We start from the raw sequence: 25,105 nt of genomic DNA on the forward strand, positions 1-25,105 counted from the left end.
GCTACGGCAAGGGACTTGCCCGACTAGATAAAAAAATGCTTTTTTTCGTGCGGTTAGTGGCCTGGAATCGGTCGGCACCGCATGATTTTCTCTGCTAAGGGTACAAAATTGTCCAAGCGCGTATTAATGATCATTGATGGTCTGCCCGGCGGGGGCGCGGAGAAAGTTGTGCTGACGCTTTCCAAAGGGCTGATAGAGCGCGGTCATCGGGTTTCGCTGTTTTCGCTGCGTGCCGTCTGCGATTACGCCATTCCTGCCGGGCTGGATTATCAGGTCATTCAGGATACCTGCCATATGCCCTGGCGGAAACTTACGGAGCTGAGCCGGCGCGCAGCCTGCCTGGATCGGGCGATAATGCAGGCCGAAAAAGAGCAGGGCCGTTTCGACCTGGTGGTATCGCACCTGCACAAAACCGACCGTATCGTCAGCCGCTGTCGCCATCTCGACAAGGACAAGACCTGGTTTTGCCTGCACGGCGTCTTTTCCGCCTCTTATCTGGCCCACCGGCAGGGCTTTTCCCTGTGGCAGAAGAAACTGAAAACGCGCCGCGTATATCAAAACCGGAATATCATCGGCGTCTCTCAGTACGTGGTCAGCGATTTGAAACGCTCCTTTGCGATACAGCCAAAGCACGAGCGGATCATTTTCAACCCTTTCGATTTTGATACCGTTCGTACCGCGGCTATGCAGCCCTGCGAGATGGCGGGCGAACCCTATCTGATCCACGTCGGCCGCTTTCACCAGACCAAGCGCCACGACAGGCTGCTGCGCGCCTATGCCAAAACGGGGATAAGCGCGCCGCTGGTTTTAATCGGCCAGGGCACGGATGAAGCAGTAGGAAAAATTAAGAAACTGGCGCTAACGCTGGGCATTCAGGATCGGGTAATTTTTAAAGGTTTTACCAGCAACCCCTATCCCTGGATCCGCAACGCGAAGCTGCTGGTGGTCAGCTCGGACAGCGAAGGCTTCGGCAACGTGCTGGTAGAAGCGCTGATTTGCCAGGTGCCCGTAGTCAGTACGCGCTGTCCCGGCGGCCCCGTGTCGATCATGACCGGCGAACTGGCTCGCGGCCTGGCGAACCTGGATGTGGATTCGCTGGCGGACACTATCGCGGACGTCTGGTCAAACCCGCCTGATGTTTCACAGCTTGATTTGGAGGCTTACAGCATCGAAGCAATCTGCAAACAGTATCTTGCGCTGATCGCTTCTTAGGCCCACGCAACGTTTGCGGATCGGAGATGTCTGAGAGGGTCAGACATTATTCTGGCGCGCTCCCTGGCCTGGCCGGACGCGCATTTTTATCTTTTAAGGTTTCAGTATGAATACGCTCATAACCGAAAACGGCTATCAGAGCACGGTGAAAACGTTACAAACGTCATCTGTGGCAGCTGAATACCGGCACTTTTCGCTCAGGGAGAACAGAGCGTGAATTATGTGTTGCTGTTTTTACTTTTACTGCCTTTTAAGCTGTTGATGAAACTCAGCCATAAAAAAGAGGCCCGTAATCTGGTGATCCAGACGGCGAAAATCGGCGATTTTGTCAATATCACCCCCCTGCTGGCGCATCTTGAAAAGAGCGACGCGCTGCTGAGCCGTACCGTTGCACCGCTGGCGGAGCACGACAGCACGCTGGCGGACATTTTTTATATTGAAGAGCATAAAAGCAGCACGTACAGCAAGCTGAAGCTGGCCCTGAAGCTGATGAATCGCTATGAAAACGTCTATCTGCTGCATCCCAATAATACCAATCTGTTTTATGCCGCCTGCTGTAACGCGAGCAACAAGCAGTTTCTGTCGATGTACCGCCGCAAATGGTATCAGGGGATCTTTTATCTGACCGCGACCGGCACCGTGGAACATGATAAGTATTCGCTAACCCTGGAAAACTACCTCAGGCTGGCCGATCGTTCGCTGACCAAAGAAAGCTATCCCAAGCACGCCACGCTGCCGCTGCTGAAGCCGGACACTACGCCGGAAGAAGTGTTCAGAACGGACAAGATCAAAATCGGCATCAGTATTTCGGCCGGCAACCAGGCGAAAACCATTCCGCCGACGATCTGGAAAGCCCTGTTCGACAGGCTGAGCGGGCTGCCCTGCCTGTTTTATGTTTTTGGCGCGCCAAATGAACTTACTCGCCTGCACGAGCTCAATAAAGTGGTGGGTGAAAGCGATAACATCGTTAACATGATCGGTAAGGTTTCGCTGGAAGGCCTGCCCTACGCCATCAGCCAGATGGATTTTTACATCGCCTCCGACTCGGGCAACATCTACATCGCTGACTCGCAAAATGTGCCAGTGATCCTGATCTACGGGCCTTGCTGCGTTGAAGAGCAGCGTCCGCTGGGCGACGTGCTGTTAATCGGGCCGAATCATATCGCGCCGTCGTCGTTTGTTTTTCACGCCCTGTATAAGTTTAATCATCCCGTCGAGCAGCTTTACGAGCTGGATAATCGCAAGCTCGACGATATTTATGATTTTATCTGCGCGCGCAAGCGGCCATTACAAGAAAAGAAGACGTCATCCTGAGCATGAAACCGCAAGATACCTCCTCAGCGCCTTTGCTGAGCGCGATCGTCCCGATGTACAACGCCGGAACCAGCTTTCAGGCTTTTATCGACTCTATGCTGGCGCAAACGCTGGCCTCGCTGGAAATCATCATCGTCAATGACGGCTCGACGGATGCTTCGGCGCAGCTGGCGCACCGCTACGCCAGCGAATATGACCATATCACCGTGATCGACCAGGCTAACGGCGGCGTTTCCCGCGCCCGCAACGCCGGGCTGGCGATAGCGCGCGGCAAATATGTCACTTTCCCCGACGCCGACGATACGCTTTCGCCAGAGATGTACAGCACGCTGATCGCCATGGCGGAACAGGACGATCTGGACGTGGCGCAGTGTAACGCCGAGCGCGTTTTTTGGGGATCGGGCCGGGCAAAAACGCTTATCCCTGCCGACCGTCTACAGGCTACGCCGGTGCTGAGCGGCGCAGAATGGCTGAACAAGGCGCTGGCGTCCAACCGCTATCTGCACGTCGTGTGGCTGGGTATCTATCGCCGTTCGCTAATCGACCAGCTGCACCTACAGTTTGAACCCGGCCTGCACCATCAGGATATCCCGTGGACGACCGAACTCATGCTGAACGCTCGCCGCGTTCGCTACACCGATAAGGTTTTGTACCGGTATTACGTTCACGACCAGTCCATCAGCAACCGCAAACGCAGCGGTATGGCAAACGTCGAGTATCAACGGCATTATCTGAAAATCGCCCGGATGCTGGATGAGATCAACCTGCGCTATCGCGATAAAGTTAAAATTGGTCCGGCAATTTATCGTCAGGTAACCAAAGAGGCGCTGACCGTTTGCCACGCTTTACGGCGTGAACCTGATGCTGAAGCACGGCAGGCGATGATAGCGGATCTGCTCGCCAGCAAAACGCCGGGAAGGATGCTGCGCAACGCGCGCGGCGTTAAACAGTGGTATCAGCTGTTGCTCTGGCTGATCCGGATTTACCGCTGGCGTCGTTCGTAATGCGCGGCGCCTTTTTCCTGCACGAGCTTTCCCTTACAATCGGTCCACTTTATTTTGAGATCCCATGAGTATGGCCATTTCTTCGTCGATTCCCGCCTCCTTTGCGCCGCGAAAGATTTTGCTGATCAAGCTGCGTCACCATGGCGATATGCTGCTTACCACGCCGGTTATTGAGGCGCTGCGCCAGCGCTATCCGCAGGCCGCCGTCGACGTGCTGCTCTATAAAGAGACGCTGCCGATGCTGCAGGCGCATCCGCATATTCGTCAGCTGCGCTTTATCGATCGCAAATGGAAAAACGAGGGAACGCTGGCGCATTTGCGCCATGAAGCCGCGCTGCTTAAGGCGATCCGCCAGGAAGGCTACGATCTGGTCATCAACCTGGCCGATCAGTGGCGCAGCGCGATTATCACCGCCCTTTCCGGCGCGCCGGTTCGGATTGGGTTCGCTTACAACAAGCGTCGCAACGCCTTCTGGCAACGGGCGCATACGCACCTCGTGTCCACCAGCAACCACAGCCAGCTGCATACCGTTGAGCAAAACCTGGCCGCGCTACAGCCGCTGAATATTCCCTTTTCCGGTTTCCCGGCAGCGATGCACTACAGCGAAAGCGACTGGTCACATACGCAAACCGTGCTGGCGCAAAGCAAGGTTACGCGTCCCTATATCGTTATCCAGCCTACCTCGCGCTGGATTTTTAAATGCTGGGAAGATGACAAAGTGGCCGGGCTGATCGCCGCGCTGGCCTCTGAGCAGATCGATATCGTGCTGACCGCCGCGCCGGACAAAAAAGAGCTGGCGATGATCGACCATATTCTCTCGCTGTGTCCCGGCAAAGCGATTTCGCTGGCCGGAAAGCTGTCGCTGCCGCAGCTGGCTTCGCTGATCGATCATGCCCGCCTGTTTATCGGCGTCGATTCCGCGCCGATGCATATGGCCGCCGCGCTGGATACGCCGTGCATCGCGCTGTTTGGCCCGACCAAGCTTAAGCAGTGGCGTCCCTGGGGCGACAATAATCAGGTGATCTGGGCCGGCGACTATGCGCCTCTCCCTTCGCCGGACAGCATTAATACCAGGACCGAGACCCGTTATCTTTCTGCCATCCCACTTGATGACGTGGTCAAAGCCGCAAGGAACTATCTGGATGAGTAAAGTACGACTGGCTATAGTGCGGCAAAAATATCGCCCGGACGGCGGCGCGGAGCGGTTTATTTCGCGGGCGCTGGAGGCGCTGGACGATGACAGTCTGGATCTGAACATCATCACCCGCAGCTGGCAGGGCGAGCCGAAACCGGAATGGCACCTGCATATCTGTAACCCGAAAAAATGGGGACGCATCTCGCGCGAGCGCGGCTTTGCGCTGGCGGCGCGTGCATGCTGGCAGCGAGAGAAGTTTGATATCGTACAAAGCCACGAGCGCATTGCGGGCTGCGATATTTTTCGCGCCGGCGACGGCGTGCATCGCGTCTGGCTGGCGCAAAGAGCGCGCATCGTTTCGCCCGTGCAAAAGCTGCTGGCCGATTTAAGCCCTTATCATCGCTATGTGATGGCGGCGGAAGAAGAGATGTTCCGCTCACCTGCGCTGAAAAAAATCATCTGTAATTCGCTGATGGTAAAAAACGATATCATGCGCTGTTTTCAGGTGCCGGAAGAGAAGTTCGCGGTGATCTACAACGCGATTGACGCGCAGCGCTTTCAGCCTGCCACGCCGGCCGAGCGCCAGCAGGCGCGCGCGTCGTTGCGTCTGCCTGACGAAGCCAAAGTGTTTATTTACGTCGGTTCCGGTTTCGAGCGCAAAGGATTAAGGGCCTCCATCAGCGCCCTGGCCGCTACCGAAGCGCACCTGCTGGTGGTGGGTCAGGATAAACAGCAGGCCCGCTATCTTAGCCACGCCCGCGCGCTGGGCTGCGAAAAACGCGTCCACTTTGTCGGCGTGCAGCACAACGTGATCCCTTATTACCATGCGGCCGACGCGCTGATCCTGCCCACGCTTTACGATCCTTTCCCTAACGTGATCCTGGAAGCGATGGCCTGCGGTCTGCCGGTCATCACCAGCGACACCTGCGGCGGCGCAGAGTTTATCGTTAACGGCGAGCAGGGCTACGTTTGCGACGCGCTGGATATTGTGGCACTGAGCGCCGCCGCGCAGGCCATCCCGCTCAGAAGCGTTGATGCGCGCATGGGCGATGCGGCCCGGGAGCGCGTTCTCCCCTGCTCGCCGCAGCGCCTGGCAGGGCAGCTTCATGCGCTATATCAACAAGTGTTGCGACAGGCCTGAGAAGAAGGTGTGAGCATGCGCGACTTATCTGCTAACATGCGGTAATGTTTCTCTTTTCCGGCACTTTCTGACGCGAGTCACTCCGTAATTCGTAAACACTGTGATGACAACAATTTATTCCGTCCTGCTCTATCTTATTCAGCCGCTGATTTGGCTCCGGCTCTGGTTACGCGGCAGAAAAGCGCCCGCCTACCGGAAGCGCTGGGCCGAACGCTACGGCTACTGTAAAGGCAAGGTCAAGCCGGACGGTATACTCCTGCACTCCGTTTCTGTCGGCGAGACGCTGGCCGCCGTGCCGCTGGTCAGGGCGCTGCGCCACCGTTATCCCACGATGCCGATTACCGTGACGACCATGACGCCGACCGGTTCGGAACGAGCGGCTTCCGCCTTCGGTAAAGATGTTCATCACGTCTATCTGCCTTACGATCTGCCCGGCTCGATGAACCGTTTTCTGGATAATGTCAGCCCGCGGCTGGTCATCATTATGGAAACCGAGCTGTGGCCGAATATGATCGCGCAGCTTCACGCCCGAAAAATCCCGCTGGTAATCGCGAACGCCCGCCTGTCGGAGCGTTCGGCGAAAGGGTACGGCAAGCTCGGTAAATTTATGCAGCGTCTGCTGCAAAAGATTACGCTGATCGCGGCGCAGAACGAGGAAGACGGCGAACGCTTTGTGGCGCTTGGCCTGAAGCGTTCCCAGCTGGCGGTGACCGGCAGCCTGAAGTTCGATATTTCCGTAACGCCCGAGCTGGCCGCCCGCGCGGTCACGCTGCGTCGGCAGTGGGCGCCGCGTCGTCCGGTATGGATAGCCACCAGCACGCACGAAGGCGAGGAAAGCATTATTCTGGAAGCGCACCGCAAGCTCCTGGCGCGTTTTCCTTCTTTGCTGCTCATCCTGGTACCGCGCCATCCGGAACGTTTCGACACGGCTCGCGACATGACGCAAAAGGCCGGCTTCAGCTACACGCTACGCAGCAGCGGCGAGATCCCTTCCAGCGGCACCCAGGTGGTGATTGGCGATACGATGGGCGAACTGATGCTGCTCTACGGCATCGCCGATCTGGCTTTCGTCGGCGGCAGCCTGGTGGAGCGCGGCGGGCATAATCCGCTCGAGGCCGCCGCACATGCTATCCCCGTGCTGATGGGGCCGCATACGTTTAACTTCAAAGATATCTGTGCAAAACTTCAGCAGGCGGACGGCCTGATCGCCGTAACCGATGCCGACTCGCTGGATAAAGAGATCGGCACGCTGCTGACCGACGAAGACTATCGTCTTTACTACGGCCGCCATGCGGTAGAGGTACTGCACCAGAATCAGGGCGCGCTACAGCGTCTGCTACAGTTACTTGAACCCTATCTGCCACAGCGGAATCACTAAATGCCTTCACGTCAGCTTCTGTCGGTCGTGCTGATCGCTAAAGACGCAGCCGAGCTGCTGCCGGAATGTCTGGAGTCCGTGAACTGGGCCGACGAGATTGTGCTGCTGGACTCCGGCAGCAGCGACGGCACGCCGCAAATCGCCGCCCGCCACGGCGCCAAAGTGTTTCACTCCCGCGAATGGCACGGCTACGGCAAACAGCGCCAGCTGGCGCAAAGCTATGCCACGCATCCGATGATTTTGATGATCGACAGCGACGAGCGCGTGACGCCGCAGCTGCGCGCCGCTATCGAATCCGTGCTGCAACAGCCTGCCGCGCCAGCCACGGTTTATAGCCTGGGCCGCCGCAATCTGTTTCTGGGGCGTTTTATGCGCCATAGCGGCTGGTATCCTGACCGCGTGACTCGTCTCTATCCACGTGAATACGGCTATAACGATCATCAGGTGCATGAATCGCTGGAAGCCAGAGGGGCGCAGGTGGTGGCGCTAAAGGGCGATCTGCTGCATCTGACCTGCCGCGATTTCTCTGCGTTTCAGTGGAAGCAGTTCGCCTATGCCGAAGCCTGGGCGAAGCAGCGTCACCACCAGGGGAAAAAGTGCGGCCTGTTTTCAATTTTCGCCCATACGCTGGGCGCCTTCCTGAAAACGCTGGTGCTGCGCGCCGGTTTTCTGGATGGCAAACAGGGCTGGCTGCTTGCCGTGGTTAACGCGCAGTACACCTTCAATAAATACACGGCGCTCTGGGCGCTGAACCACTCTTCCCACGCTTCCGGCAAAGGCGGCCTATGAGCACAAAAGCGATCTATCCCGGCACTTTCGATCCCATGACCAACGGTCATCTGGATATCGTCACGCGCGCCGCGTTAATGTTTGACCATATCGTCCTGGCTATTGCCGCCAGCCCCAGTAAAAAGCCGATGTTCTCGCTGGATGAACGCGTGGTGCTGGCGCAACAGGTGGTCGCACACTTGCCGAATGTGGAAGTGGTAGGATTCAGCGATCTGATGGCGAACTTCGCGCGGGATCAGCAGGCCAACGTCCTGGTGCGCGGCCTGCGGGCGGTGTCCGATTTTGAATACGAAATGCAGCTGGCGCATATGAATCGGCACCTGCTGGCGGAGCTGGAAAGCGTGTTTCTGATGCCTTCAGAAAAATATTCGTTTATCTCTTCCACGCTGGTCAAAGAGGTGGCGCGCCATCACGGCGACGTCAGCGCTTTCCTGCCGCCGTCGGTGCACAGCGCGCTGCTGGCAAAGCTCTCCGCCTGATTATTTCTGACAGGTCGGGCAATAGAAGGTGCTGCGCTGCGCGTGTTTGGCGCCTACGATCGGCGTAGCGCAAACGCGGCAGGGTTCGCCAGCACGGCCATAGACCTGTAGCTCCTGCGCGAAATAGCCCGGTTTACCGTCCGACTGCAGGAAATCACGCAGCGTGGTGCCGCCCTGCTCAATCGATCGCAGCAGCACGGCCTTGATCGTTTCCGTCAGCAGAACCACTTCTTCTCTGGTCAACGCCATTGCCGGTCGATCGGGATGGATCCCGGCGGCAAACAGCGATTCGCTGGCGTAAATGTTGCCAACGCCCACCACCAGCTTGTTGTCCATCAGCCAGGGCTTGACCGGCGTACGCCTGCTGCGCGACTTCTCAAACAGGTAATCCGCGTTAAAAGCTTCACTCAGCGGCTCCGGGCCAAGATGGGCCAGTACGTTACTGGCGGCCAGATCGCTGCTCCACAGCCAGGCGCCAAAGCGGCGAGGATCGGTATAGCGCAGCACTTTGCCGTTGCTCATCACCAAATCCACATGGTCATGCTTCGCCGGCGGTGCTTCTTCTGACAACACGCGTAGACTGCCGGACATGCCAAGATGGATGATGATCCAGCCTTCAGGCAGCTCCAACAGCAGATATTTGGCGCGGCGCTGTACGCTGAGTACCGGCTGGTCGCTGAGGCTGTGGATTTCATGCGAGACCGGCCAGCGCAACCGGCCGTTGCGCACCACGGCGTGCAGAATGGTGGCGCCGACAAGGTGCGGTTCGATACCGCGTCGGCTGGTTTCAACCTCTGGTAATTCCGGCATACAAACCTCCCGCAGATGTTTTCAGGCGTACAGATGTTTTCAGACGTGCAAATGTTTTCAGGCGCACAAAAGAAAAAACCCCGCCGAGGCAGGGTTTTTCAGTCGCTAAAGTCAATTACTTGATTTTAGCTTCTTTGTAGATCACGTGCTGGCGGACAACAGGATCGAATTTCTTCAGTTCCAGTTTTTCCGGCTTAGTACGCTTGTTCTTCGTGGTGGTATAGAAGTGACCTGTACCAGCAGAAGAAACCAGCTTGATCTTCTCACGAATACCTTTAGCCATGTTTCAGTTCCTTACCTTAGTACTTCTCACCGCGGGTACGCAGATCGGCCAGAACCGTCTCAATACCCTTTTTATCAATTACGCGCATGCCTTTGGCAGATACGCGCAGTGTAACGAAGCGCTTTTCGCTCTCAACCCAGAAACGGTGAGAGTGCAGGTTCGGCAGGAAACGGCGTTTCGTCGCGTTCATTGCGTGGGAACGGTTGTTACCCGTCACCGGACGCTTTCCAGTTACCTGGCAGACTCGTGACATGTCAATTCTCCAAAAATCAAATAAGCTCGAGCTTTAAAAATAAGGTCTTGGCCGCCTCGTCAGGCTCTTAGCCCATCCAGGCGAGTTCTATGTGAACCCGCTGAGCAGGCCCAAATGCCAAACCCGAGATTCTCAAAGGTGGCGTAGTATACGCCCTGCAACGCTGGTGCTCAAGTCCCGAACAGATAAAGATCCCTTTGGATCGCGCAAAATTGCCGCATTTGAACGGAAAAAGCACCGCCGCTACGTGGGAAAAAACACGGTTTGCCGCTTTTTTCCGCATTACAGCCAGCCTTTTTCCGCAAAGGAAACATATTCGCCCTGACCGATAACAATATGGTCAAGCACGCGGATGTTAAACAGCTTGCAGCAGTCGTTAACCTGTTGAGTCACATCGCGATCTGCCATGCTGGGCGCCGAAATGCCCGAGGGATGGTTATGCGCCAGGATAATCGCCGCCGCGTTTTGCTTCAGCGCTTCACGCACGATTTCACGCGGATGCACCTCTACGCTGGCTATCGTGCCCGCAAACATTTCACTGGTGTGAATGACCCGATGCTGATTATCAAAAAAAACCACCATAAATATTTCCCGTTCACGATGCGCCAGCTTGCTGTGCAGGAAATTCACCATATCGCCCGGGCTTTGCATGGCCTGTTTTACCGAATCCGCACAGGTGAAAAAACGCCTGCCCAGTTCGGCAATGGCATTCAGCTGGGCATACTTCGCCACGCCTACGCCTTTCACCCGTAAAAACGCGTCTTTGTCCGCCGTCATCAGCCGGTGCAGCGAACCGAACTCCTCCAGCAGCTGTTGCGCCAGCGTCATTACGTGGACACCGCGCGCGCCGGTACGTAAAAAAATCGCCAGCAGTTCCGTATCCGTTAACGTGCCGGCCCCGCCTGCCACCAGCTTTTCGCGCGGTGGCATTTTTTTCCATGGCTTCTTCATCCGCTTTCTCCTTCCGTAGCTGGCTAAATCATGGCATTATATACAGTAGTTTTCCATGCATTTTTCCGTCTGCCGGGCTGCTTTACAGTACGGTCGTTGTGCTAAAAGTCAGCAGGCAGGGATTATGATAAAATGGCGGAATTCCGGCGCGCGGGCGCCCTGCTGGCTCAATGGAGCAGAAACTATGACATTAACCGGTAAACGTATTGTGCTGGGCGTAAGCGGCGGTATCGCTGCCTACAAGGCGCCTGAGCTGGTAAGACGCCTGCGCGATCGCGGGGCGGAAGTGCGCGTCGTGCTGACTGCCGCAGCCAAAGCATTTATCACGCCGCTGAGTCTACAGGCCGTATCGGGTCATCCGGTCAGCGACGACCTGCTCGATCCGGCGGCGGAAGCGGCGATGGGGCATATCGAACTGGGAAAATGGGCTGATCTGGTGATCCTGGCACCCGCCACGGCCGATCTTATCGCTCGCGTCGCCGCAGGCATGGCTAACGATTTGGTTACCACGATTTGCCTGGCGACGGCGGCGCCTGTTGCCGTCGTTCCCGCCATGAACCAGCAGATGTATCGTGCCGCCGCCACGCAGCATAATCTTCAGGTTTTGCAGGCGCGCGGCCTGATGATTTGGGGGCCGGACAGCGGCAGCCAGGCCTGCGGCGACGTCGGGCCGGGCCGTATGTTAGATCCGCTGACTATCGTGGACGAAGCCGTCCGCTGGGCGACGCCGCAGCACGATTTAACGCACCTTAATGTGATGGTAACCGCTGGCCCAACCCGCGAATCGCTTGATCCAGTCCGGTTCATTAGCAACCACAGCTCGGGTAAAATGGGCTTCGCCGTGGCTGCCGCCGCCGCAAAACGGGGCGCTAACGTGACGCTGGTCGCCGGGCCGGTCGCCTTAGCCACGCCGCCGGGCGTCAAACGTATCGACGTGATAAGCGCGCTGGAAATGCAGCAGGCGGTGATGGCCAGCGCCGCCGAACAGCAGATTTTTATCGCGGCCGCTGCCGTCGGCGACTACCGCGCTGCGGAAGTCTCCAGCGAGAAAATCAAAAAGCAGGGCGACGAAATCCTGCTGAAGATGATTAAAAATCCGGATATCGTCGCGGGCGTCGCGGCCATGCAGCAAAATCGCCCGTACGTGGTGGGGTTTGCAGCGGAAACCCGGAATGTGGAAGAATACGCCCGGCAAAAAAGGATTCGGAAGAATCTGGATCTGATTTGCGCCAACGATGTTTCAAAAGCCGGGCACGGTTTCAACAGCGATACCAATGCCCTGCATCTTTTCTGGCAGGAAGGGAATAAAGCCTTACCGCTCGGCGATAAGCAGCTCCTGGGCCAACAATTACTGGACGAGATAGTCAGCCGTTATGAAGAAAAAAATCGACGTTAAGATTTTAGACCCGCGCGTGGGCACCACTTTCCCTCTGCCCGCCTATGCCACTTCCGGCTCCGCTGGTCTCGATCTGCGCGCCTGCCTGGACGAGGCGGTACAGCTGGCGCCGGGCGCGACCACGCTGGTACCGACCGGCCTGGCTATCCATATTGGCGACCCGCAGCTGGCGGCCGTTATCCTGCCGCGCTCCGGCCTCGGCCATAAGCATGGCGTGGTGCTGGGCAACCTGGTCGGGCTAATCGACTCCGATTATCAGGGACAGCTGATGGTTTCCGTCTGGAACCGCGGCCAGGAGACGTTCAGCATTGAGCCAGGCGAGCGTATCGCGCAAATGGTGTTTGTACCGGTCGTTCAGGCTGAATTCAATCTGGTTAATGACTTCGACGCCAGCGTGCGCGGCGAAGGCGGCTTCGGCCACTCGGGTCGTCAGTAACGACCGACCAGAGTACCCGTCCTTATTTCCACCGTGAGCGTGATGGCTCACGGATGTTGCGTGGGCGCTTGCCCGTACATGGTGATATTTCAGGGGTCTTTCAGGACATGGCAGAGAAAAAAAGTGCGAAAAGGAATCGTCGCGAAGAAATACTGCAGGCGCTGGCGCAGATGCTGGAATCCAGCGATGGTAGCCAGCGGATCACTACCGCCAAACTGGCGGCAAGCGTGGGGGTTTCTGAAGCTGCGCTTTACCGGCACTTTCCCAGCAAAACCCGCATGTTTGACAGCCTGATTGAGTTTATTGAAGACAGCCTGATTACGCGCATCAATCTAATCTTGCAGGATGAAAAAGAGACGCTGCCGCGTTTACGGCTGATTATCCAGCTGATCCTGGGCTTTGGTGAGCGTAATCCGGGCTTATCACGTATTCTGACCGGCCATGCGTTGATGTTCGAGCAGGACCGCCTGCAAAGCAGAATTAACCAGCTGTTCGAACGGATTGAGGTGCAGCTGAAGCAGGTGCTGCGCGAGCAGAAAATGCGTACCGGCGAAGGATTCCAGACGGAGGAGGCGCTGCTGGCCTCGCAGCTGCTGGCTTTCTGTGAAGGTTTGCTGTCGCGCTTTGTGCGTTCCGACTTCCGCTATCGCCCGACGGTGGAATTTGAAACGCGCTGGCCGCTGCTGGCCTGTCAGCTGGTCTGAATCGAAAAGGCCGCAGTTGGCCTGTCAGCCGGTCTGAATCGGGAAGGCCACAGTTGGCCTGCCAGCTGATCTGAATCGGGAAGGCCGCGGTTGGCCTGCCAGCTGATCTGAATCGAGAAGGCCGCAGTTGGCCTTCCAGCCGGTGTGAAATGAAAGGGCCGCAACTCGCGGCCCGCATTCGTCAGATACCGTACTCTTTGCGGTAGGCCCGGACGGCGGCCAGATGATCGGCCAGCTCCGGTTTCTCTTCCAGGTAGCTAATCAGATCGTTCAGCGTGATGATGGCAATAACCTTGCAGCCGTAATCGCGCTCCACTTCCTGAATAGCCGACGCCTGTCCGCGGCCTCGCTCCTGACGATCCAGCGAAATCAGCACGCCGGCCAGGGTCGCCTTATTCGCCGAGATAATCTCCATCGATTCGCGAATAGCGGTACCGGCGGTAATAACGTCATCTACCAGCATAATACGGCCCTGTAACGGGCTGCCGACCAGCGTTCCGCCTTCGCCGTGGTCCTTCGCTTCCTTACGGTTGAAGCAGTAAGGCACATCGCGGTCGTGGTGATCGGCCAGCGCAACGGCGGTGGTAGTAGCGATAGGAATGCCTTTATAGGCCGGGCCGAACACCAGATCGAAATCGATAGCGGAATCCACCAGCGCCTGCGCATAGAAACGGCCTAACAGCGCCAGGTCACGGCCCGTGTTAAACAAGCCCGCGTTAAAGAAATAGGGGCTTTTACGTCCGGATTTCAGCGTGAACTCTCCAAATTTCAGGACCTGCTTATTAATAGCAAATTCGATAAATTGGCGCTGCCAGGCTTTCATGTCTCGCTCCTCAATCATTAAAAAAGGCGACTCTCTGGTCGCCTGGGGAAATCAGTCTTGTAGCGCCGCTTTCTGCGCCTGAATCAGCGTATCAATACCGCCGCGAGCCAGCGACAGCAGCGTCAGCAGCTCGTCATGGCTGAACGGCTCGCCTTCTGCCGTGCCCTGCACTTCAATCATGCGGCCATCTTCGGTCATGACTACGTTCATGTCGGTTTCCGCAGCGGAATCTTCGACATATTCCAGATCGCATAACGCTTCGCCGTTGACGATGCCGACAGACACGGCGGCGACCATCCCCTTCATCGGGTTGGCTTTCAGCTTGCCGATAGCGACCAGATGATTAAGCGCATCTGCCAGCGCTACGCAGGCGCCGGTAATAGAAGCGGTACGCGTGCCGCCATCCGCCTGCAGGACGTCGCAGTCCAGCGTGATGGTGAACTCGCCCAGCGCTTTCAGATCCAGCGCTGCTCGCAGGGAACGGGCAATCAGACGCTGAATTTCCAGCGTGCGGCCGCCCTGCTTGCCTTTGGCCGCTTCGCGAGCGTTACGGCTATGAGTAGCGCGTGGCAGCATGCCATATTCTGCGGTTACCCAGCCCTGGCCCTGTCCTTTCAGAAAGCGCGGCACGCCTTCCTCAATGGTGGCGGTGCAAAGGACTTTGGTTTCACCGAATTCAACCAGAACGGAGCCTTCCGCATGTTTGGTGTAGTGGCGAGTCAGGGTGACGGGACGCACCTGATGGGCATTACGGCCTGCTGGACGCATGGTTTTTCTCCGGCTTGAAAATCGTGATTGGCTGCGCATTATACGGATTTCACAGCCGAATGCCTATGACAGCCTGCTGGCAACGCGGTTTCTGCGCAGCTGGCGCGATAGTAAGCGCCGCCTCAATCCCATTGATTTGTCAGAGTTTGACCAGATGCCTGTTAAGGCAAGGCCGGCACCGCTATAATCACCTGAACTTATTCTGAAAACGGGTACGCATAATGATCCGCAGTATGACCGCCTACGCCCGGCGTGAAACCAAAGGCGAATGGGGCAGCGCAGCCTGGGAGCTTCGTTCCGTAAACCAGCGCTATTTAGAAACCTATATCCGTCTGCCCGAGCAGTTTCGCGGCCTGGAGCCGGTGATCCGCGAACGTATTCGCAACCGACTGACCCGGGGTAAAATCGAGTGTAATCTGCGTTTTGACGCAGACGCGCGCGCGCAGAGCTCTCTGGTGCTGAATGAAAAACTGGCTATCCAGCTGGTTAAAGCCGCCAACTGGGTCAAAATGCAGAGCGACGAGGGCGAAATCAATCCGGTCGATATTTTGCGCTGGCCTGGCGTCATGTCAGCAGAAGAGCAGGATTTGGATGCCATTTCCGCAGAGTTGTTAAGCGCGCTGGACAGCGCTCTGGACGACTTTATCGCCGCCCGTGAAACGGAAGGCGCCGCGTTAAAATCATTGATTGAACAACGGCTGGAAGGCGTCAGTACTGAAGTGACTAAAGTACGTGCGCAGATGCCGGACGTGTTGAAATGGCAGCGCGAACGTCTGGTTACCAAACTGGAAGAGGCTCAGGTTCAGCTGGACAGTAATCGGGTTGAGCAGGAACTGATTATGCTGGCGCAGCGCGTGGACGTGGCGGAAGAGTTGGATCGTCTGGAAGCGCATGTTAAAGAAACCTATAACATCCTGAAAAAGAAAGAAGCGGTGGGCCGCCGCCTCGACTTTATGATGCAGGAATTTAACCGCGAATCGAATACGCTGGCGTCTAAATCAATCAATGCAGAGGTTACCACTTCGGCTATTGAGCTGAAGGTGCTGATTGAGCAGATGCGTGAACAGATCCAGAACATTGAGTAAAGTTGCATACAGTCGCACTCAGTAGCAGAAAACCAATAAAGCCCGCTAATTGCGGGCTTTATTATTTTCATGCTGTTGCATAACATCGCGCATTTTCTTTGTACCCAAAGTACTTTCCTCGCTCCAGCTTGGGTACAAAGCACTATTCAATGTTAATGCAACACTATGGCAAAGCTGACAGATATTCAGATGCAGGCATGGATTAAGGCAGGAGAACGGCTTGAGGGGCACCCCATGGAGATCATAGCCGTTCACCACAGAAGTAGTGGTTTCAGTGATGTTCTGGTCACCATTTTTCCGCCAACGGATAAAGGAAAGATTAACTGATGGTTAAAAAACAAAGGTATGTTAAAAGATAAACATGGCATTCCTGAACCTGACAGTGATGGTCATTTTTATGTGACATTCTGGTTATTTGGTGAGGGTTATAAAGAAGAAGGTAAAAATGACAGGCTTTGCTTTAATGATATGAACCCGCCTGTAAATTGTATTGAAAAGGACAGGGTATTTTCAATCAGTTCCAGCAGGAACAGAGGCACTATATTTACATTAAATGATGGCGAATATCGGATGAAAAAAGAGGGTGAAATAATCAAACTTAAAAAAGAGTAAGTCCGTCCTCGCAGGTTGAGACAGTACTAAAATCATCGTTTTTTCCAGGACTTACACCAGCCATACGGAACGTACCTTAAGATGTTTTCATCTGGTGCCACCCAATGCAGAAAAAGACGCTAAAATCGGGCCATATTCCTAATTTTTGTCTGCCGAGCATCTAATATTATACAGGCCGCGTCAGCGGCGTATAATTTGGCTTTATCTGAACGCACTTATGGATTATTGCACGCAAGGAGGCGAAGTTATGCCAGCCCTGGAGTTCCCCTGTACCTTTTTCAAGTCTCGGAAACGCATGGACGACTACAACGCCGACGATATGCGCTGTGGTGACCTTTCCGAAGCAGAGCTGAAATCCCAATACCAGCTGAATTATATTTCCGATCGGGTCGATCCTTATACGTTAACCCGACGTTCCTCACTGGATCGCCCTCAGTCCATGTTCTGCTGCAATCTGCGCGGAGCCGGTGAGAAAATTACTCGCCAGCAGTGCGCCATTATCCTGTTTGGGGAGCTCCGATCGCTATCACGCACATTTTCCCTTTATGGCCCATACAGCCATCTGATTGAAAAGATGATCGACCACATGCAGAACGAAAAGGGTGCCACTTTCCGGGATGCAGCGCTGAACAGGGCATTGAAAGAACAGATAATTAGAGATGTTTCCGAGGAAAAAAGCACACGCATTTTGTTATCAAAAGCATTTAGCACAGGTATAGACTGGGAAAGAAAAAATTTTCCAGTTGAAAACAAGGACAGACTAAGAGATGCAATACTAAGTAGTAAGTTACCAAAGTTCGACAGATTCCAGGATAATTACAATGGTATGGGCATTACCGTTCATGATACCTGGGCTACACATATCACTATAAAATCACTGCATATTGATAATGATCGCTACCGGACAGTGGTACATTACAAGGTACAGGACCATTTTGGTTTGAATAGCGATGATATTTTGAAAACAAAATTTAGTCAGTTCCATTTTTTCCGTATCTGGTTCGTGCTCCAGCGATACAACCAGTTTGGCTTCAGGCCATTCATGACCAATATGGAAGCTACTGTAGAGATTACAGGTGAGCGCAATGAAATCTAAAATTAAAAAAGCGTTTTGTGCGTCATTACTTATTAGTTGCACCCTGCTGGTTTACCTCCTCTTGTTGTCGTTACGTCCTGTGAAGATCATAGCTGTTCACCAAAGACATAACTATAGCGATGTTTTAGTAAAGAATTTCCCTCTAACTGAACAAGGGAAAATTAATTGGTGGTTGAAAAACAAGGAAATCCTCAAGAACAGGTATAACATCCCAAGGCCGGCCCGGGATGGTTTTTTCACCGTCATTTTTTGGGATTTTGGTGATGGATATAAAGAAACCGATGGGTATGACCGACTCTGTTTTAATGATATGAAACCGCCAGTAAATTGTATTGATAAAGATTCGCTCATTATGGTTAACAATAGCAGGAATACCGGCCTTTATTTCATTGTAGATAGCGGAACATATCGTATAAACGACAGTGGTAAGATGGTAAAAAACAAATCAGATTAGAACGGCTCCACTCGCGTAGAGATAACAATAAAATCTTCCGCTCCCTCCGTATTGTCCCCAACCATGCGAAGAAAACATGAGTGAGCCCGATCGCTATCCCGCAAATTTGCTCTTTATGAGCCGTACAGCCAACTGGTTGGTAAGATGATTGACCCAATGCATAAACAGTTATTGTCCGCCGTACACTTTTATCACTGGTGAGTGCATGAACCCTGTGCCTGGCGCATATCGTCAAAGATGAATAGTTTTACAGGCGGCACCAGGCTAAAATCCCCCTTCTTTTCCTGCGGATAATTTTAAGGTTTTTATGCAAACTCTTCCTCCCTGCCCTGAATGCCACTCCGAATACAGCTGGCAGGATGGCGACCTGTTTAACTGTCCCGAATGCGGCCACGTCTGGTCTGGCAACACAGAAGCCACAGAGGCGCTGGTAGTTAAAGATGCCAACGGCAATCTGCTGGCTGACGGCGACAGCGTGACAGTTATCAAAGACCTCAAGGTCAAAGGCAGCTCGACGCCTCTTAAGATCGGCACCAGGGTAAAAAGCATTCGCCTGGTGGAAGGCGATCATAATATCGACTGTAAAATTGACGGCTTTGGCCCGATGAAGCTGAAATCAGAATTCGTAAAGAAAAACTGATCCGGTTTTAACCTGCGGCAACGATCGCCGTACAGGCTGCGCAGTCTTCAGCTAAAGGCCGCAGCTTGTTCCGCCGTGATAAGCGCCTGCTTTTCTAACTGCATGGCGATTGAACGCGGCGAACGCTCACACAGGCCAGCCAGCTCGCTGACGGAATGGCCCTGCCGGAAAAGCGCTATCAACTCCTGTTTTTGCTCTTCAGACCAGGGAAGATAAGCATTGCCAGGCCGCCCTTCCGCTCGATTCTTTTCCCGACGCTCTTCTGGCGTCAGCTTCACTTTTTCTTGCCGTTTTACAGAACTGAAATTCACACCGCTGAACTCTTCAGCCAGAGCAAACAACAGCCTTATAGCATCGGGTGTATGCACAACAGAAGCTGGCGGCAACAGCTCGCCTGTTTCCGGATGGATCCCTTTTGCCAACAGTCGGAAAATTTCACCTGCCATCATTTTTCTCGTCCTTGTGGTAGCCTGCCCGACTTCAGGATCCAGCCGTGCAGTTTTTTAATCATGCTATGTCAGGTGGCTAAGCCCATTGCTGAATAGCGGATTCAAAAAAACTTAAACAAAATAAAACGTTGTCCTGGAGACGCGCACGGTTACTTTATTTTCAGATTAGGTAAACTCATTTACTTAACGGCTTTTAGAAAAATTCACTCGTCAACCTGTCTGGGATCCTGCAGGCTTGCCGCCGATTGCTCAGGAGCGGGTTATGCTACTTACTGTTTTTTATCTGATTGGGATCACCGCAGAGGCCATGACCGGCGCGCTGGCGGCTGGCCGCCGTAAAATGGATATGTTTGGCGTAATTATTATCGCTTCCGTTACCGCCATTGGCGGCGGATCCGTGCGCGATATGCTGCTTGGGCACTACCCGCTTGGCTGGGTAAAACACCCCGAATACATCGTCATTGTGGCGATGGCTGCCGTTATTACCACCCAGCTGGCGCCGCTGATGCCGCATTTGCGCAAGGTCTTCCTGGTGCTGGACGCGCTGGGCCTGGCCGTTTTCTCTATCATCGGCACCAAAGTGGCGCTGGATATGGGCCATGCCTCGATTATTGCGGCTATTAGTGCGGTGATTACCGGCGTCTTCGGCGGCGTGCTGCGCGATATGTTCTGCAACCGTATCCCGCTGGTTTTCCAGAAGGAGCTTTATGCCGGTATCGCTTTTGCTTCCGGCTGGCTCTATATCCTGCTGTTGAAAACGCCGGTATCCGACGAATTGGCCATCATCATCACGCTGCTGTTTGGCTTTCTGGCGCGCCTGCTGGCGTTGCGCTTCCGGCTGGGGCTGCCGGTATTTAACTATCCTCATGCCGATCACTAAAAGGTTCATCGCCTTGCCTCGTCTGCATAAGCAATCAGCTGCTGCACCTGAGGGTGATGCAGAAAACGCACGATTTGCCCGGCCAGCGTTTTACCTATGCCTGGTAGCTGCTGCCATGCCTCTTCCCGTCGGGCCAGTAGCGTTGACCAGTCGTTATCTTCAATAGCGTTCAGGGCACCTTCCGGTACAGGAACGCCCAGGGCTTTTACCCAGCGCCTGAAGGGCTGCCGTCGGCTTAGCGAGAATTGGTGGTAAAGCCAGTCTGCGCGGGCGGGCGTGAGGTCAGCAATTTTCCGCAGATCTTCCTGAGTCAGCGCAAGCCAGGAAAAGAGATGGGTCAGCTGCCCGGCCTGCATCAGGCGCTGCCAGCTGCTGCGGCTGACGCCGGTCATCGCCAGCGCCTGTGTGCCGCTTGCCCAGACAAGGCGGGCCAGAAACTGCTCGCGACAGGCAGGCGTATAGTCAAAACAGCTCAGAGCATGAAAAGCATCAGCATCCGGTACGGGAGGCCTGTCCCGTTTTTGTACCCGCCAGATGACCTCGTCAAGCCTGGGGATGCCCTGACCCGCCAGGCTAATGGCGACCCTGTCGCCCGGCACGATATCCAGCGCCTGCCAGCGTTTAAGCGAGCCAATATTGACCCGGCTGACTTTTTTATCATCCAGCTGTACGGGTAACAGATTTAGTACCGCGCCTGTTTTTCCCGTCCGCCCGATAGGAAAATCGACTGAGCGAACCTCTGCGCTCACTTTCAGCGGCGTATATTTCCAGGCTGCTGACCAGGTATTATCGCCGGGTAGCCAGTAAGCGCCCTTTACTGGCGTACCGTGGATCACCACGCCATCCGTAACAAAGGGCAGAGGCTGATGAAACCAACGTTCGCGCCAGTCGGCGACTTCATCAGCGTTGGCAACAGGCTTGCTCCAGGCTTCCATAATGCTGAAGCCCGCCTTGCTTAACTGCTGTAAGCGCTGCGGCATTTTTTCCGGGCCGTCCGGCCACGCCCAGATAAACATGCCCAGCTGTGCCAATAGCGGCGAGCTCTCATTACGCCGCATTGCGCCAGCCACGACGGCGCGGGCATTAACGCCGCCCTGGCTGGCCTGCTGGTGATCGGTCATCTTCAGATAAAGTTCGCCCTGCAAAACCAGGGGATCGTCATCCAGCGTTATCTGCTGCGGAATAGCGGGTATATGGCGTGCTTTTTCCGTCCAGTCTTCTCCTCGCAGCCCGTCGCCGCGACTGATTACCCGCACAAGTTTCCCATGCCGGTACCAGAGCGTCACGGCAATGCCGTCCAGTTTTGGCTGCACCCACAGCGGTTGCTTTCCCACCATCCAGCGCACCACCGCCCGCCTGTCCGGCAGCTTTTTGACGCCAACATGCGCTACCGGATGCCGTACCTTGCCGCTTTTCGCCAGCGCCGGCGAACGAGACTCGCTTTCGGGCCGGAAGCAGCGCTGCCAGTCGTGATACGTTTTCTCTAAGGCATCATAGCGTTCATCCTCTACCAGGCTGATGCCCTGCTCATAGTAGGCCCGATCCCAGTCGCTCAGCTGTTTTTCCAGCGCCGTCATCTCCAGTTCTGCCCGGGCGGGCGACCAGACGGGGCAAAAAGCCTGTGCAATGGCGCACCCTCCCAGCCCGAACATTATTACTATGCTTCGCATCTCCACACTCCCTTGTTGCTCTGCTTCGCTTATTAAATCGGCAAAATCAGAACATGGCGATAGCGTAAGTTCGCTTATGGAAAACGTATCGAAAAGTTTTTTCCCTAGCATGAAACCTGTCATCAGTACCGCGAGCCATCTTCCAGTTTTAGAGAAAAAACGCGGCAGAACAGCCGAAACGCTGCATCCTGGCCTTCACCCGTGTATACTGTGCAGGAAGTAAACTCCGACTGGCATAGCAAGAAATCATCATGGCTCAAGGCACACTTTTTATTGTTTCAGCACCAAGCGGCGCGGGTAAATCCAGCCTGATTAACGCGCTGCTAAAGACGCAACCGCTGTATGACACTCAGGTGTCCATCTCCCATACCACCAGGGGCGTGCGTCCGGGTGAAAATCACGGCGAACACTATTATTTTGTAAACCATGACGAATTTCGTCGTATGATCGAAGAAGATGCCTTTCTGGAGCACGCCGAAGTCTTCGGCAACTATTACGGCACGTCACGCAGGGCGATTGAGCAGGTGCTCTCAACCGGCGTGGATGTCTTTTTAGATATTGACTGGCAGGGCGCGCAGCAAATCCGTCAGAAAATGCCGCAGGCACGCAGCATTTTTGTTTTACCGCCGTCAAAAGACGAGCTGGATCGCCGCCTGCGCGGTCGCGGTCAGGACAGCGAAGAGGTCATTGCCCGGCGTATGGCGCAGGCCGTCGCGGAAATGAGCCACTATGCGGAGTACGACTACCTTATTGTGAATGATGATTTCGATCTGGCGCTGTCCGATCTGAAAACCATTATTCGCGCCGAGCGTCTGCGAATGGGCCGTCAAAAATCCCGTCATGATGCTTTAATCAGCAAACTGTTGGCAGACTGAGGACAACTCAGTATGATGCCCAGTCATTTCGTCAACCGTGGAGTATCACACTTATGGCACGCGTAACCGTACAGGACGCAGTAGAAAAAATTGGTAACCGTTTTGACCTGGTTCTGGTCGCCGCTCGTCGCGCTCGCCAGATGCAGGTTGGCGGTAAAGATCCGCTGGTTCCGGAAGAAAACGACAAGTCTACCGTTATCGCGCTGCGCGAGATCGAAGAAGGTCTGATCACCAACCAGATTCTGGATGTCCGTGATCGTCAGGAACAGCAGGAGCAGGAAGCCGCAGAACTGCAGGCTGTTACCGCTATCGCTGAAGGTCGTCGTTAATCATCAGCCGGAAGGCTCGCCCTTGTATCTGTTTGAAAGTCTCAATCAACTGATTGAAAAATACTTGCCTGAGGACCAGATAAAGCGCCTCAAGCAAGCTTACCTTGTCGCACGTGATGCTCACGAGGGACAGACTCGCTCCAGCGGTGAGCCTTACATTACCCATCCGGTTGCTGTCGCCTGTATTCTGGCGGAGATGAAGCTCGACCATGAAACGCTCATGGCCGCGCTTCTGCATGATGTCATCGAGGATACTCCCGCCACCTATCAGGATATGGAACAGCTGTTCGGTAAAAACGTGGCTGAACTGGTGGAAGGGGTTTCCAAGCTAGACAAGCTGAAATTCCGCGATAAGAAAGAGGCGCAGGCCGAAAACTTTCGCAAAATGATCATGGCGATGGTGCAGGATATCCGCGTCATTCTGATCAAGCTGGCTGACCGCACGCACAACATGCGCACGCTGGGATCGCTGCGTCCGGATAAGCGTCGTCGTATCGCGCTGGAAACGCTGGAGATCTACAGTCCGCTGGCGCATCGCCTGGGTATTCATCACCTGAAAACCGAGCTGGAAGAGCTGGGTTTCGAGGCGCTCTATCCCAACCGCTACCGCGTTATCAAAGAGGTAGTGAAAGCGGCGCGCGGCAACCGCAAAGAGATGATCCAGAAAATCCTTGCGGAAATTGACGGTCGTCTGCAGGAAGCCGGCATTCCGTGTCGCGTCAGCGGCAGGGAAAAACACCTCTATTCCATCTACTGCAAAATGCACCTGAAAGAGCAGCGCTTCCATTCCATTATGGATATCTATGCCTTCAGGGTCATCGTTCACGACGTAGATACCTGTTACCGGGTGCTGGGCCAGATGCACAGCCTCTACAAGCCTCGTCCGGGCCGGGTGAAAGACTACATCGCTATTCCCAAGGCCAACGGCTATCAGTCGCTGCACACTTCGATGATCGGCCCGCATGGCGTACCGGTTGAAGTGCAGATCCGTACGGAAGATATGGATCAGATGGCAGAGATGGGCGTCGCGGCGCACTGGGCCTATAAAGAGCAGGGCGAAAGCAGTACCACCGCGCAAATCCGCGCCCAGCGTTGGTTGCAAAGCCTGCTGGAGCTGCAGCAGAGCGCGGGCAGCTCCTTTGAATTTATCGAAAGCGTAAAATCGGATCTTTTCCCGGACGAGATTTACGTTTTCACGCCGGAAGGCCGCATCGTCGAACTGCCTGCGGGCGCGACGCCGGTTGACTTCGCCTATGCGGTGCACACCGATATCGGTCATGCCTGCGTGGGCGCGCGTGTCGATCGCCAGCCCTACCCGCTTTCCCAGCCGCTGACCAGCGGTCAGACCGTTGAAATCATTACGGCACCGGGCGCACGGCCTAACGCCGCCTGGCTGAACTTCGTGGTCAGCTCCAAAGCGCGCGCCAAAATCCGTCAGCTGTTGAAAAACCTCAAGCGCGACGACTCGGTCAGCCTTGGCCGTCGTCTGCTGAATCATGCGCTGGGCGGCAGCCGCAAGCTGGCCGAGATTTCGCCGGAGAGCATTCAGCACGAGCTGGAACGCATGAAGCTGGCGACGCTGGACGATCTGCTGGCAGAGATTGGCCTGGGCAACGCCATGAGCGTGGTCGTGGCGAAAAACCTGCAGCAGAGCGACCAGCCTGCACCGGTGGTTTCCAGTACGCCATCGCGCGGCAAGCTGCCAATCAAAGGCGCCGACGGCGTGCTGATCACCTTTGCCAAGTGCTGCCGCCCTATTCCCGGCGATCCTATCGTGGCGCATGTCAGCCCCGGCAAAGGCCTGGTAGTGCACCACGAATCCTGCCGTAATATTCGCGGCTACCAGAAAGAGCCAGAGAAGTTTATGGCGGTAGAGTGGGATAAGGTTACCGAGCAGGAGTTCGTGGCGGAGATCAAGGTGGATATGTTTAACCACCAGGGCGCGCTGGCAAACCTGACGGCGGCCATAAACACCGCCGGATCGAATATCCAGAGCCTGAACACGGAAGAGAAAGATGGCCGGGTTTACAGCGCCTTTATCCGTCTGACGGCACGCGATCGCGTTCATCTGGCGAATATTATGCGCAAAATCCGCGTAATGCCTGACGTGATCAAAGTTCACCGCAACCGAAACTAGCG

At 55.1% G+C, this 25,105-nt stretch carries 27 protein-coding genes and 1 pseudogene; 20 read left to right on the forward strand and 8 right to left on the reverse strand.

Annotation, left to right across the window (positions count from 1 at the left end):
• Positions 1–126: 126 nt before the first annotated feature.
• From QZH36_RS20240 to coaD, 8 genes are all read left to right on the forward strand, one after another.
• On the forward strand, positions 127–1,212 hold the full coding sequence (locus QZH36_RS20240) for a glycosyltransferase (protein ID WP_253461183.1): 1,086 nt from the start codon (positions 127–129) through the stop codon (positions 1,210–1,212).
• Between the two features lie 213 nt (positions 1,213–1,425).
• Positions 1,426–2,526, forward strand: coding sequence for a glycosyltransferase family 9 protein (locus tag QZH36_RS20245; protein ID WP_301252463.1), 1,101 nt, complete (start codon positions 1,426–1,428; stop codon positions 2,524–2,526).
• 2 nt (positions 2,527–2,528) lie between these two features.
• The gene (locus tag QZH36_RS20250) at positions 2,529–3,530 is read left to right on the forward strand and encodes a glycosyltransferase (RefSeq protein WP_301730978.1); all 1,002 of its coding nucleotides are present in this window, start codon (positions 2,529–2,531) and stop codon (positions 3,528–3,530) included.
• Positions 3,531–3,606: 76 nt separating this feature from the next.
• Positions 3,607–4,680 (forward strand): putative lipopolysaccharide heptosyltransferase III, encoded by a 1,074-nt coding sequence (gene rfaQ / locus QZH36_RS20255; RefSeq protein ID WP_301731003.1) that lies wholly within the window; start codon positions 3,607–3,609, stop codon positions 4,678–4,680.
• Positions 4,673–5,806 (forward strand): glycosyltransferase family 4 protein, encoded by a 1,134-nt coding sequence (locus QZH36_RS20260; RefSeq protein ID WP_301730979.1) that lies wholly within the window; start codon positions 4,673–4,675, stop codon positions 5,804–5,806. The genes rfaQ and QZH36_RS20260 overlap by 8 nt, the downstream gene beginning before the upstream one ends.
• Positions 5,807–5,909: 103 nt before the next feature.
• The gene (waaA, locus tag QZH36_RS20265; protein WP_253457007.1) at positions 5,910–7,184 is read left to right on the forward strand and encodes a lipid IV(A) 3-deoxy-D-manno-octulosonic acid transferase; all 1,275 of its coding nucleotides are present in this window, start codon (positions 5,910–5,912) and stop codon (positions 7,182–7,184) included.
• A complete protein-coding gene (locus tag QZH36_RS20270) occupies positions 7,185–7,973 on the forward strand; it encodes a glycosyltransferase family 2 protein (protein ID WP_253457005.1) in 789 nt (262 codons plus the stop codon).
• Positions 7,970–8,452, forward strand: a complete 483-nt coding sequence (gene coaD, locus QZH36_RS20275; protein WP_301730982.1) for a pantetheine-phosphate adenylyltransferase — start codon at positions 7,970–7,972, stop codon at positions 8,450–8,452. The genes QZH36_RS20270 and coaD overlap by 4 nt, the downstream gene beginning before the upstream one ends.
• Here the strand turns inward: coaD and mutM are convergent, their stop codons facing one another.
• From mutM to radC, 4 genes are all read right to left on the reverse strand, one after another.
• A complete protein-coding gene (gene mutM, locus QZH36_RS20280) occupies positions 8,453–9,262 on the reverse strand; it encodes a bifunctional DNA-formamidopyrimidine glycosylase/DNA-(apurinic or apyrimidinic site) lyase (RefSeq protein ID WP_301730983.1) in 810 nt (269 codons plus the stop codon).
• 115 nt (positions 9,263–9,377) lie between these two features.
• A complete protein-coding gene (rpmG, locus tag QZH36_RS20285) occupies positions 9,378–9,545 on the reverse strand; it encodes a 50S ribosomal protein L33 (RefSeq protein ID WP_001051798.1) in 168 nt (55 codons plus the stop codon).
• 16 nt (positions 9,546–9,561) lie between these two features.
• Complete coding sequence (gene rpmB, locus QZH36_RS20290) at positions 9,562–9,798, reverse strand: 50S ribosomal protein L28 (RefSeq protein WP_004154798.1); 237 nt, start codon at positions 9,796–9,798, stop codon at positions 9,562–9,564.
• 282 nt (positions 9,799–10,080) lie between these two features.
• Positions 10,081–10,749, reverse strand: coding sequence for a RadC family protein (gene radC / locus QZH36_RS20295; protein ID WP_253456999.1), 669 nt, complete (start codon positions 10,747–10,749; stop codon positions 10,081–10,083).
• Positions 10,750–10,933: 184 nt separating this feature from the next.
• Here radC and coaBC point away from each other — a divergent pair, with 184 nt between their 5' ends.
• From coaBC to slmA, 3 genes are all read left to right on the forward strand, one after another.
• The gene (gene coaBC / locus QZH36_RS20300) at positions 10,934–12,145 is read left to right on the forward strand and encodes a bifunctional phosphopantothenoylcysteine decarboxylase/phosphopantothenate--cysteine ligase CoaBC (RefSeq protein ID WP_301730984.1); all 1,212 of its coding nucleotides are present in this window, start codon (positions 10,934–10,936) and stop codon (positions 12,143–12,145) included.
• Positions 12,123–12,581: a dUTP diphosphatase gene (dut, locus tag QZH36_RS20305; RefSeq protein WP_301730985.1), complete on the forward strand. Its 459-nt coding sequence runs from the start codon at positions 12,123–12,125 to the stop codon at positions 12,579–12,581. Before coaBC ends, dut begins: the two co-directional genes overlap by 23 nt.
• Before the next feature lie 107 nt (positions 12,582–12,688).
• Complete coding sequence (gene slmA, locus QZH36_RS20310; RefSeq protein WP_253456991.1) at positions 12,689–13,285, forward strand: nucleoid occlusion factor SlmA; 597 nt, start codon at positions 12,689–12,691, stop codon at positions 13,283–13,285.
• Between the two features lie 181 nt (positions 13,286–13,466).
• Here slmA and pyrE read toward each other — a convergent pair whose 3' ends face one another.
• Together pyrE and rph are read right to left on the reverse strand one after the other, a co-directional pair.
• Positions 13,467–14,108 carry an orotate phosphoribosyltransferase gene (pyrE, locus tag QZH36_RS20315; protein WP_253456988.1) on the reverse strand — a complete coding sequence of 214 codons (642 nt, stop codon included), beginning with the start codon at positions 14,106–14,108 and terminating at the stop codon, positions 13,467–13,469.
• A 51-nt stretch (positions 14,109–14,159) separates the two neighbouring features.
• The gene (rph, locus tag QZH36_RS20320) at positions 14,160–14,876 is read right to left on the reverse strand and encodes a ribonuclease PH (protein ID WP_125290623.1); all 717 of its coding nucleotides are present in this window, start codon (positions 14,874–14,876) and stop codon (positions 14,160–14,162) included.
• Between the two features lie 221 nt (positions 14,877–15,097).
• Here rph and QZH36_RS20325 point away from each other — a divergent pair, with 221 nt between their 5' ends.
• The 5 genes and pseudogenes from QZH36_RS20325 to QZH36_RS20345 all read left to right on the forward strand — a co-directional run bounded on the left by QZH36_RS20325 (position 15,098) and on the right by QZH36_RS20345 (position 18,763).
• On the forward strand, positions 15,098–15,961 hold the full coding sequence (locus QZH36_RS20325; RefSeq protein WP_301253389.1) for a YicC/YloC family endoribonuclease: 864 nt from the start codon (positions 15,098–15,100) through the stop codon (positions 15,959–15,961).
• A gap of 234 nt (positions 15,962–16,195) precedes the next feature.
• Positions 16,196–16,573 (forward strand): annotated as a pseudogene (locus QZH36_RS20330) (DUF943 family protein).
• Positions 16,574–16,820: 247 nt separating this feature from the next.
• Positions 16,821–17,669, forward strand: coding sequence for a YPO3983 family protein (locus tag QZH36_RS20335; protein WP_301730986.1), 849 nt, complete (start codon positions 16,821–16,823; stop codon positions 17,667–17,669).
• On the forward strand, positions 17,659–18,123 hold the full coding sequence (locus QZH36_RS20340) for a DUF943 family protein (protein ID WP_301253387.1): 465 nt from the start codon (positions 17,659–17,661) through the stop codon (positions 18,121–18,123). The genes QZH36_RS20335 and QZH36_RS20340 overlap by 11 nt, the downstream gene beginning before the upstream one ends.
• Before the next feature lie 307 nt (positions 18,124–18,430).
• Entirely contained in the window at positions 18,431–18,763 is a 333-nt protein-coding gene (locus QZH36_RS20345) for a zinc ribbon domain-containing protein YjdM (protein WP_253456977.1), read from the forward strand.
• Positions 18,764–18,810: 47 nt separating this feature from the next.
• Here the strand turns inward: QZH36_RS20345 and QZH36_RS20350 are convergent, their stop codons facing one another.
• Entirely contained in the window at positions 18,811–19,212 is a 402-nt protein-coding gene (locus QZH36_RS20350; protein WP_301730987.1) for a hypothetical protein, read from the reverse strand.
• A gap of 262 nt (positions 19,213–19,474) precedes the next feature.
• On the opposite strand from QZH36_RS20350, the gene QZH36_RS20355 reads away from it, so the two are divergent.
• A complete protein-coding gene (locus tag QZH36_RS20355; RefSeq protein WP_125290629.1) occupies positions 19,475–20,092 on the forward strand; it encodes a trimeric intracellular cation channel family protein in 618 nt (205 codons plus the stop codon).
• Positions 20,093–20,097: 5 nt separating this feature from the next.
• On the opposite strand, the gene ligB is transcribed toward QZH36_RS20355, so the two are convergent.
• Positions 20,098–21,762, reverse strand: coding sequence for an NAD-dependent DNA ligase LigB (gene ligB / locus QZH36_RS20360; RefSeq protein ID WP_301730988.1), 1,665 nt, complete (start codon positions 21,760–21,762; stop codon positions 20,098–20,100).
• A gap of 251 nt (positions 21,763–22,013) precedes the next feature.
• Between ligB and gmk the strand changes: the two genes are divergently transcribed.
• From gmk to spoT, 3 genes are read left to right on the forward strand one after another with little or no spacing between them, the layout of a single operon-like run.
• Complete coding sequence (gmk, locus tag QZH36_RS20365; RefSeq protein ID WP_125290631.1) at positions 22,014–22,637, forward strand: guanylate kinase; 624 nt, start codon at positions 22,014–22,016, stop codon at positions 22,635–22,637.
• 53 nt (positions 22,638–22,690) lie between these two features.
• Complete coding sequence (rpoZ, locus tag QZH36_RS20370; RefSeq protein ID WP_016191359.1) at positions 22,691–22,966, forward strand: DNA-directed RNA polymerase subunit omega; 276 nt, start codon at positions 22,691–22,693, stop codon at positions 22,964–22,966.
• Between the two features lie 22 nt (positions 22,967–22,988).
• Positions 22,989–25,103, forward strand: coding sequence for a bifunctional GTP diphosphokinase/guanosine-3',5'-bis pyrophosphate 3'-pyrophosphohydrolase (gene spoT, locus QZH36_RS20375; RefSeq protein WP_125290632.1), 2,115 nt, complete (start codon positions 22,989–22,991; stop codon positions 25,101–25,103).
• Positions 25,104–25,105: the final 2 nt, after the last annotated feature.

This window comes from Erwinia wuhanensis (assembly GCF_030484085.1).
Taxonomy (GTDB): domain Bacteria; phylum Pseudomonadota; class Gammaproteobacteria; order Enterobacterales; family Enterobacteriaceae; genus Erwinia; species Erwinia aeris.

Excerpts from the sequence above, each read along its gene's own strand:
- QZH36_RS20240 (WP_253461183.1), top strand. The coding sequence starts at position 127 with ATGATCATTGATGGTCTGCCCGGCGGGGGCGCGGAGAAAGTTGTGCTG.
- QZH36_RS20250 (WP_301730978.1), top strand. The coding sequence starts at position 2,529 with ATGAAACCGCAAGATACCTCCTCAGCGCCTTTGCTGAGCGCGATCGTC.
- QZH36_RS20260 (WP_301730979.1), top strand. The coding sequence starts at position 4,673 with ATGAGTAAAGTACGACTGGCTATAGTGCGGCAAAAATATCGCCCGGAC.
- waaA (WP_253457007.1), top strand. The coding sequence starts at position 5,910 with ATGACAACAATTTATTCCGTCCTGCTCTATCTTATTCAGCCGCTGATT.
- QZH36_RS20270 (WP_253457005.1), top strand. The coding sequence starts at position 7,185 with ATGCCTTCACGTCAGCTTCTGTCGGTCGTGCTGATCGCTAAAGACGCA.
- coaD (WP_301730982.1), top strand. The coding sequence starts at position 7,970 with ATGAGCACAAAAGCGATCTATCCCGGCACTTTCGATCCCATGACCAAC.
- mutM (WP_301730983.1), bottom strand. The coding sequence starts at position 9,262 with ATGCCGGAATTACCAGAGGTTGAAACCAGCCGACGCGGTATCGAACCG.
- rpmG (WP_001051798.1), bottom strand. The coding sequence starts at position 9,545 with ATGGCTAAAGGTATTCGTGAGAAGATCAAGCTGGTTTCTTCTGCTGGT.
- rpmB (WP_004154798.1), bottom strand. The coding sequence starts at position 9,798 with ATGTCACGAGTCTGCCAGGTAACTGGAAAGCGTCCGGTGACGGGTAAC.
- radC (WP_253456999.1), bottom strand. The coding sequence starts at position 10,749 with ATGAAGAAGCCATGGAAAAAAATGCCACCGCGCGAAAAGCTGGTGGCA.
- coaBC (WP_301730984.1), top strand. The coding sequence starts at position 10,934 with ATGACATTAACCGGTAAACGTATTGTGCTGGGCGTAAGCGGCGGTATC.
- dut (WP_301730985.1), top strand. The coding sequence starts at position 12,123 with ATGAAGAAAAAAATCGACGTTAAGATTTTAGACCCGCGCGTGGGCACC.
- slmA (WP_253456991.1), top strand. The coding sequence starts at position 12,689 with ATGGCAGAGAAAAAAAGTGCGAAAAGGAATCGTCGCGAAGAAATACTG.
- pyrE (WP_253456988.1), bottom strand. The coding sequence starts at position 14,108 with ATGAAAGCCTGGCAGCGCCAATTTATCGAATTTGCTATTAATAAGCAG.
- rph (WP_125290623.1), bottom strand. The coding sequence starts at position 14,876 with ATGCGTCCAGCAGGCCGTAATGCCCATCAGGTGCGTCCCGTCACCCTG.
- QZH36_RS20325 (WP_301253389.1), top strand. The coding sequence starts at position 15,098 with ATGATCCGCAGTATGACCGCCTACGCCCGGCGTGAAACCAAAGGCGAA.
- QZH36_RS20335 (WP_301730986.1), top strand. The coding sequence starts at position 16,821 with ATGCCAGCCCTGGAGTTCCCCTGTACCTTTTTCAAGTCTCGGAAACGC.
- QZH36_RS20340 (WP_301253387.1), top strand. The coding sequence starts at position 17,659 with ATGAAATCTAAAATTAAAAAAGCGTTTTGTGCGTCATTACTTATTAGT.
- QZH36_RS20345 (WP_253456977.1), top strand. The coding sequence starts at position 18,431 with ATGCAAACTCTTCCTCCCTGCCCTGAATGCCACTCCGAATACAGCTGG.
- QZH36_RS20350 (WP_301730987.1), bottom strand. The coding sequence starts at position 19,212 with ATGATGGCAGGTGAAATTTTCCGACTGTTGGCAAAAGGGATCCATCCG.
- QZH36_RS20355 (WP_125290629.1), top strand. The coding sequence starts at position 19,475 with ATGCTACTTACTGTTTTTTATCTGATTGGGATCACCGCAGAGGCCATG.
- ligB (WP_301730988.1), bottom strand. The coding sequence starts at position 21,762 with ATGCGAAGCATAGTAATAATGTTCGGGCTGGGAGGGTGCGCCATTGCA.
- gmk (WP_125290631.1), top strand. The coding sequence starts at position 22,014 with ATGGCTCAAGGCACACTTTTTATTGTTTCAGCACCAAGCGGCGCGGGT.
- rpoZ (WP_016191359.1), top strand. The coding sequence starts at position 22,691 with ATGGCACGCGTAACCGTACAGGACGCAGTAGAAAAAATTGGTAACCGT.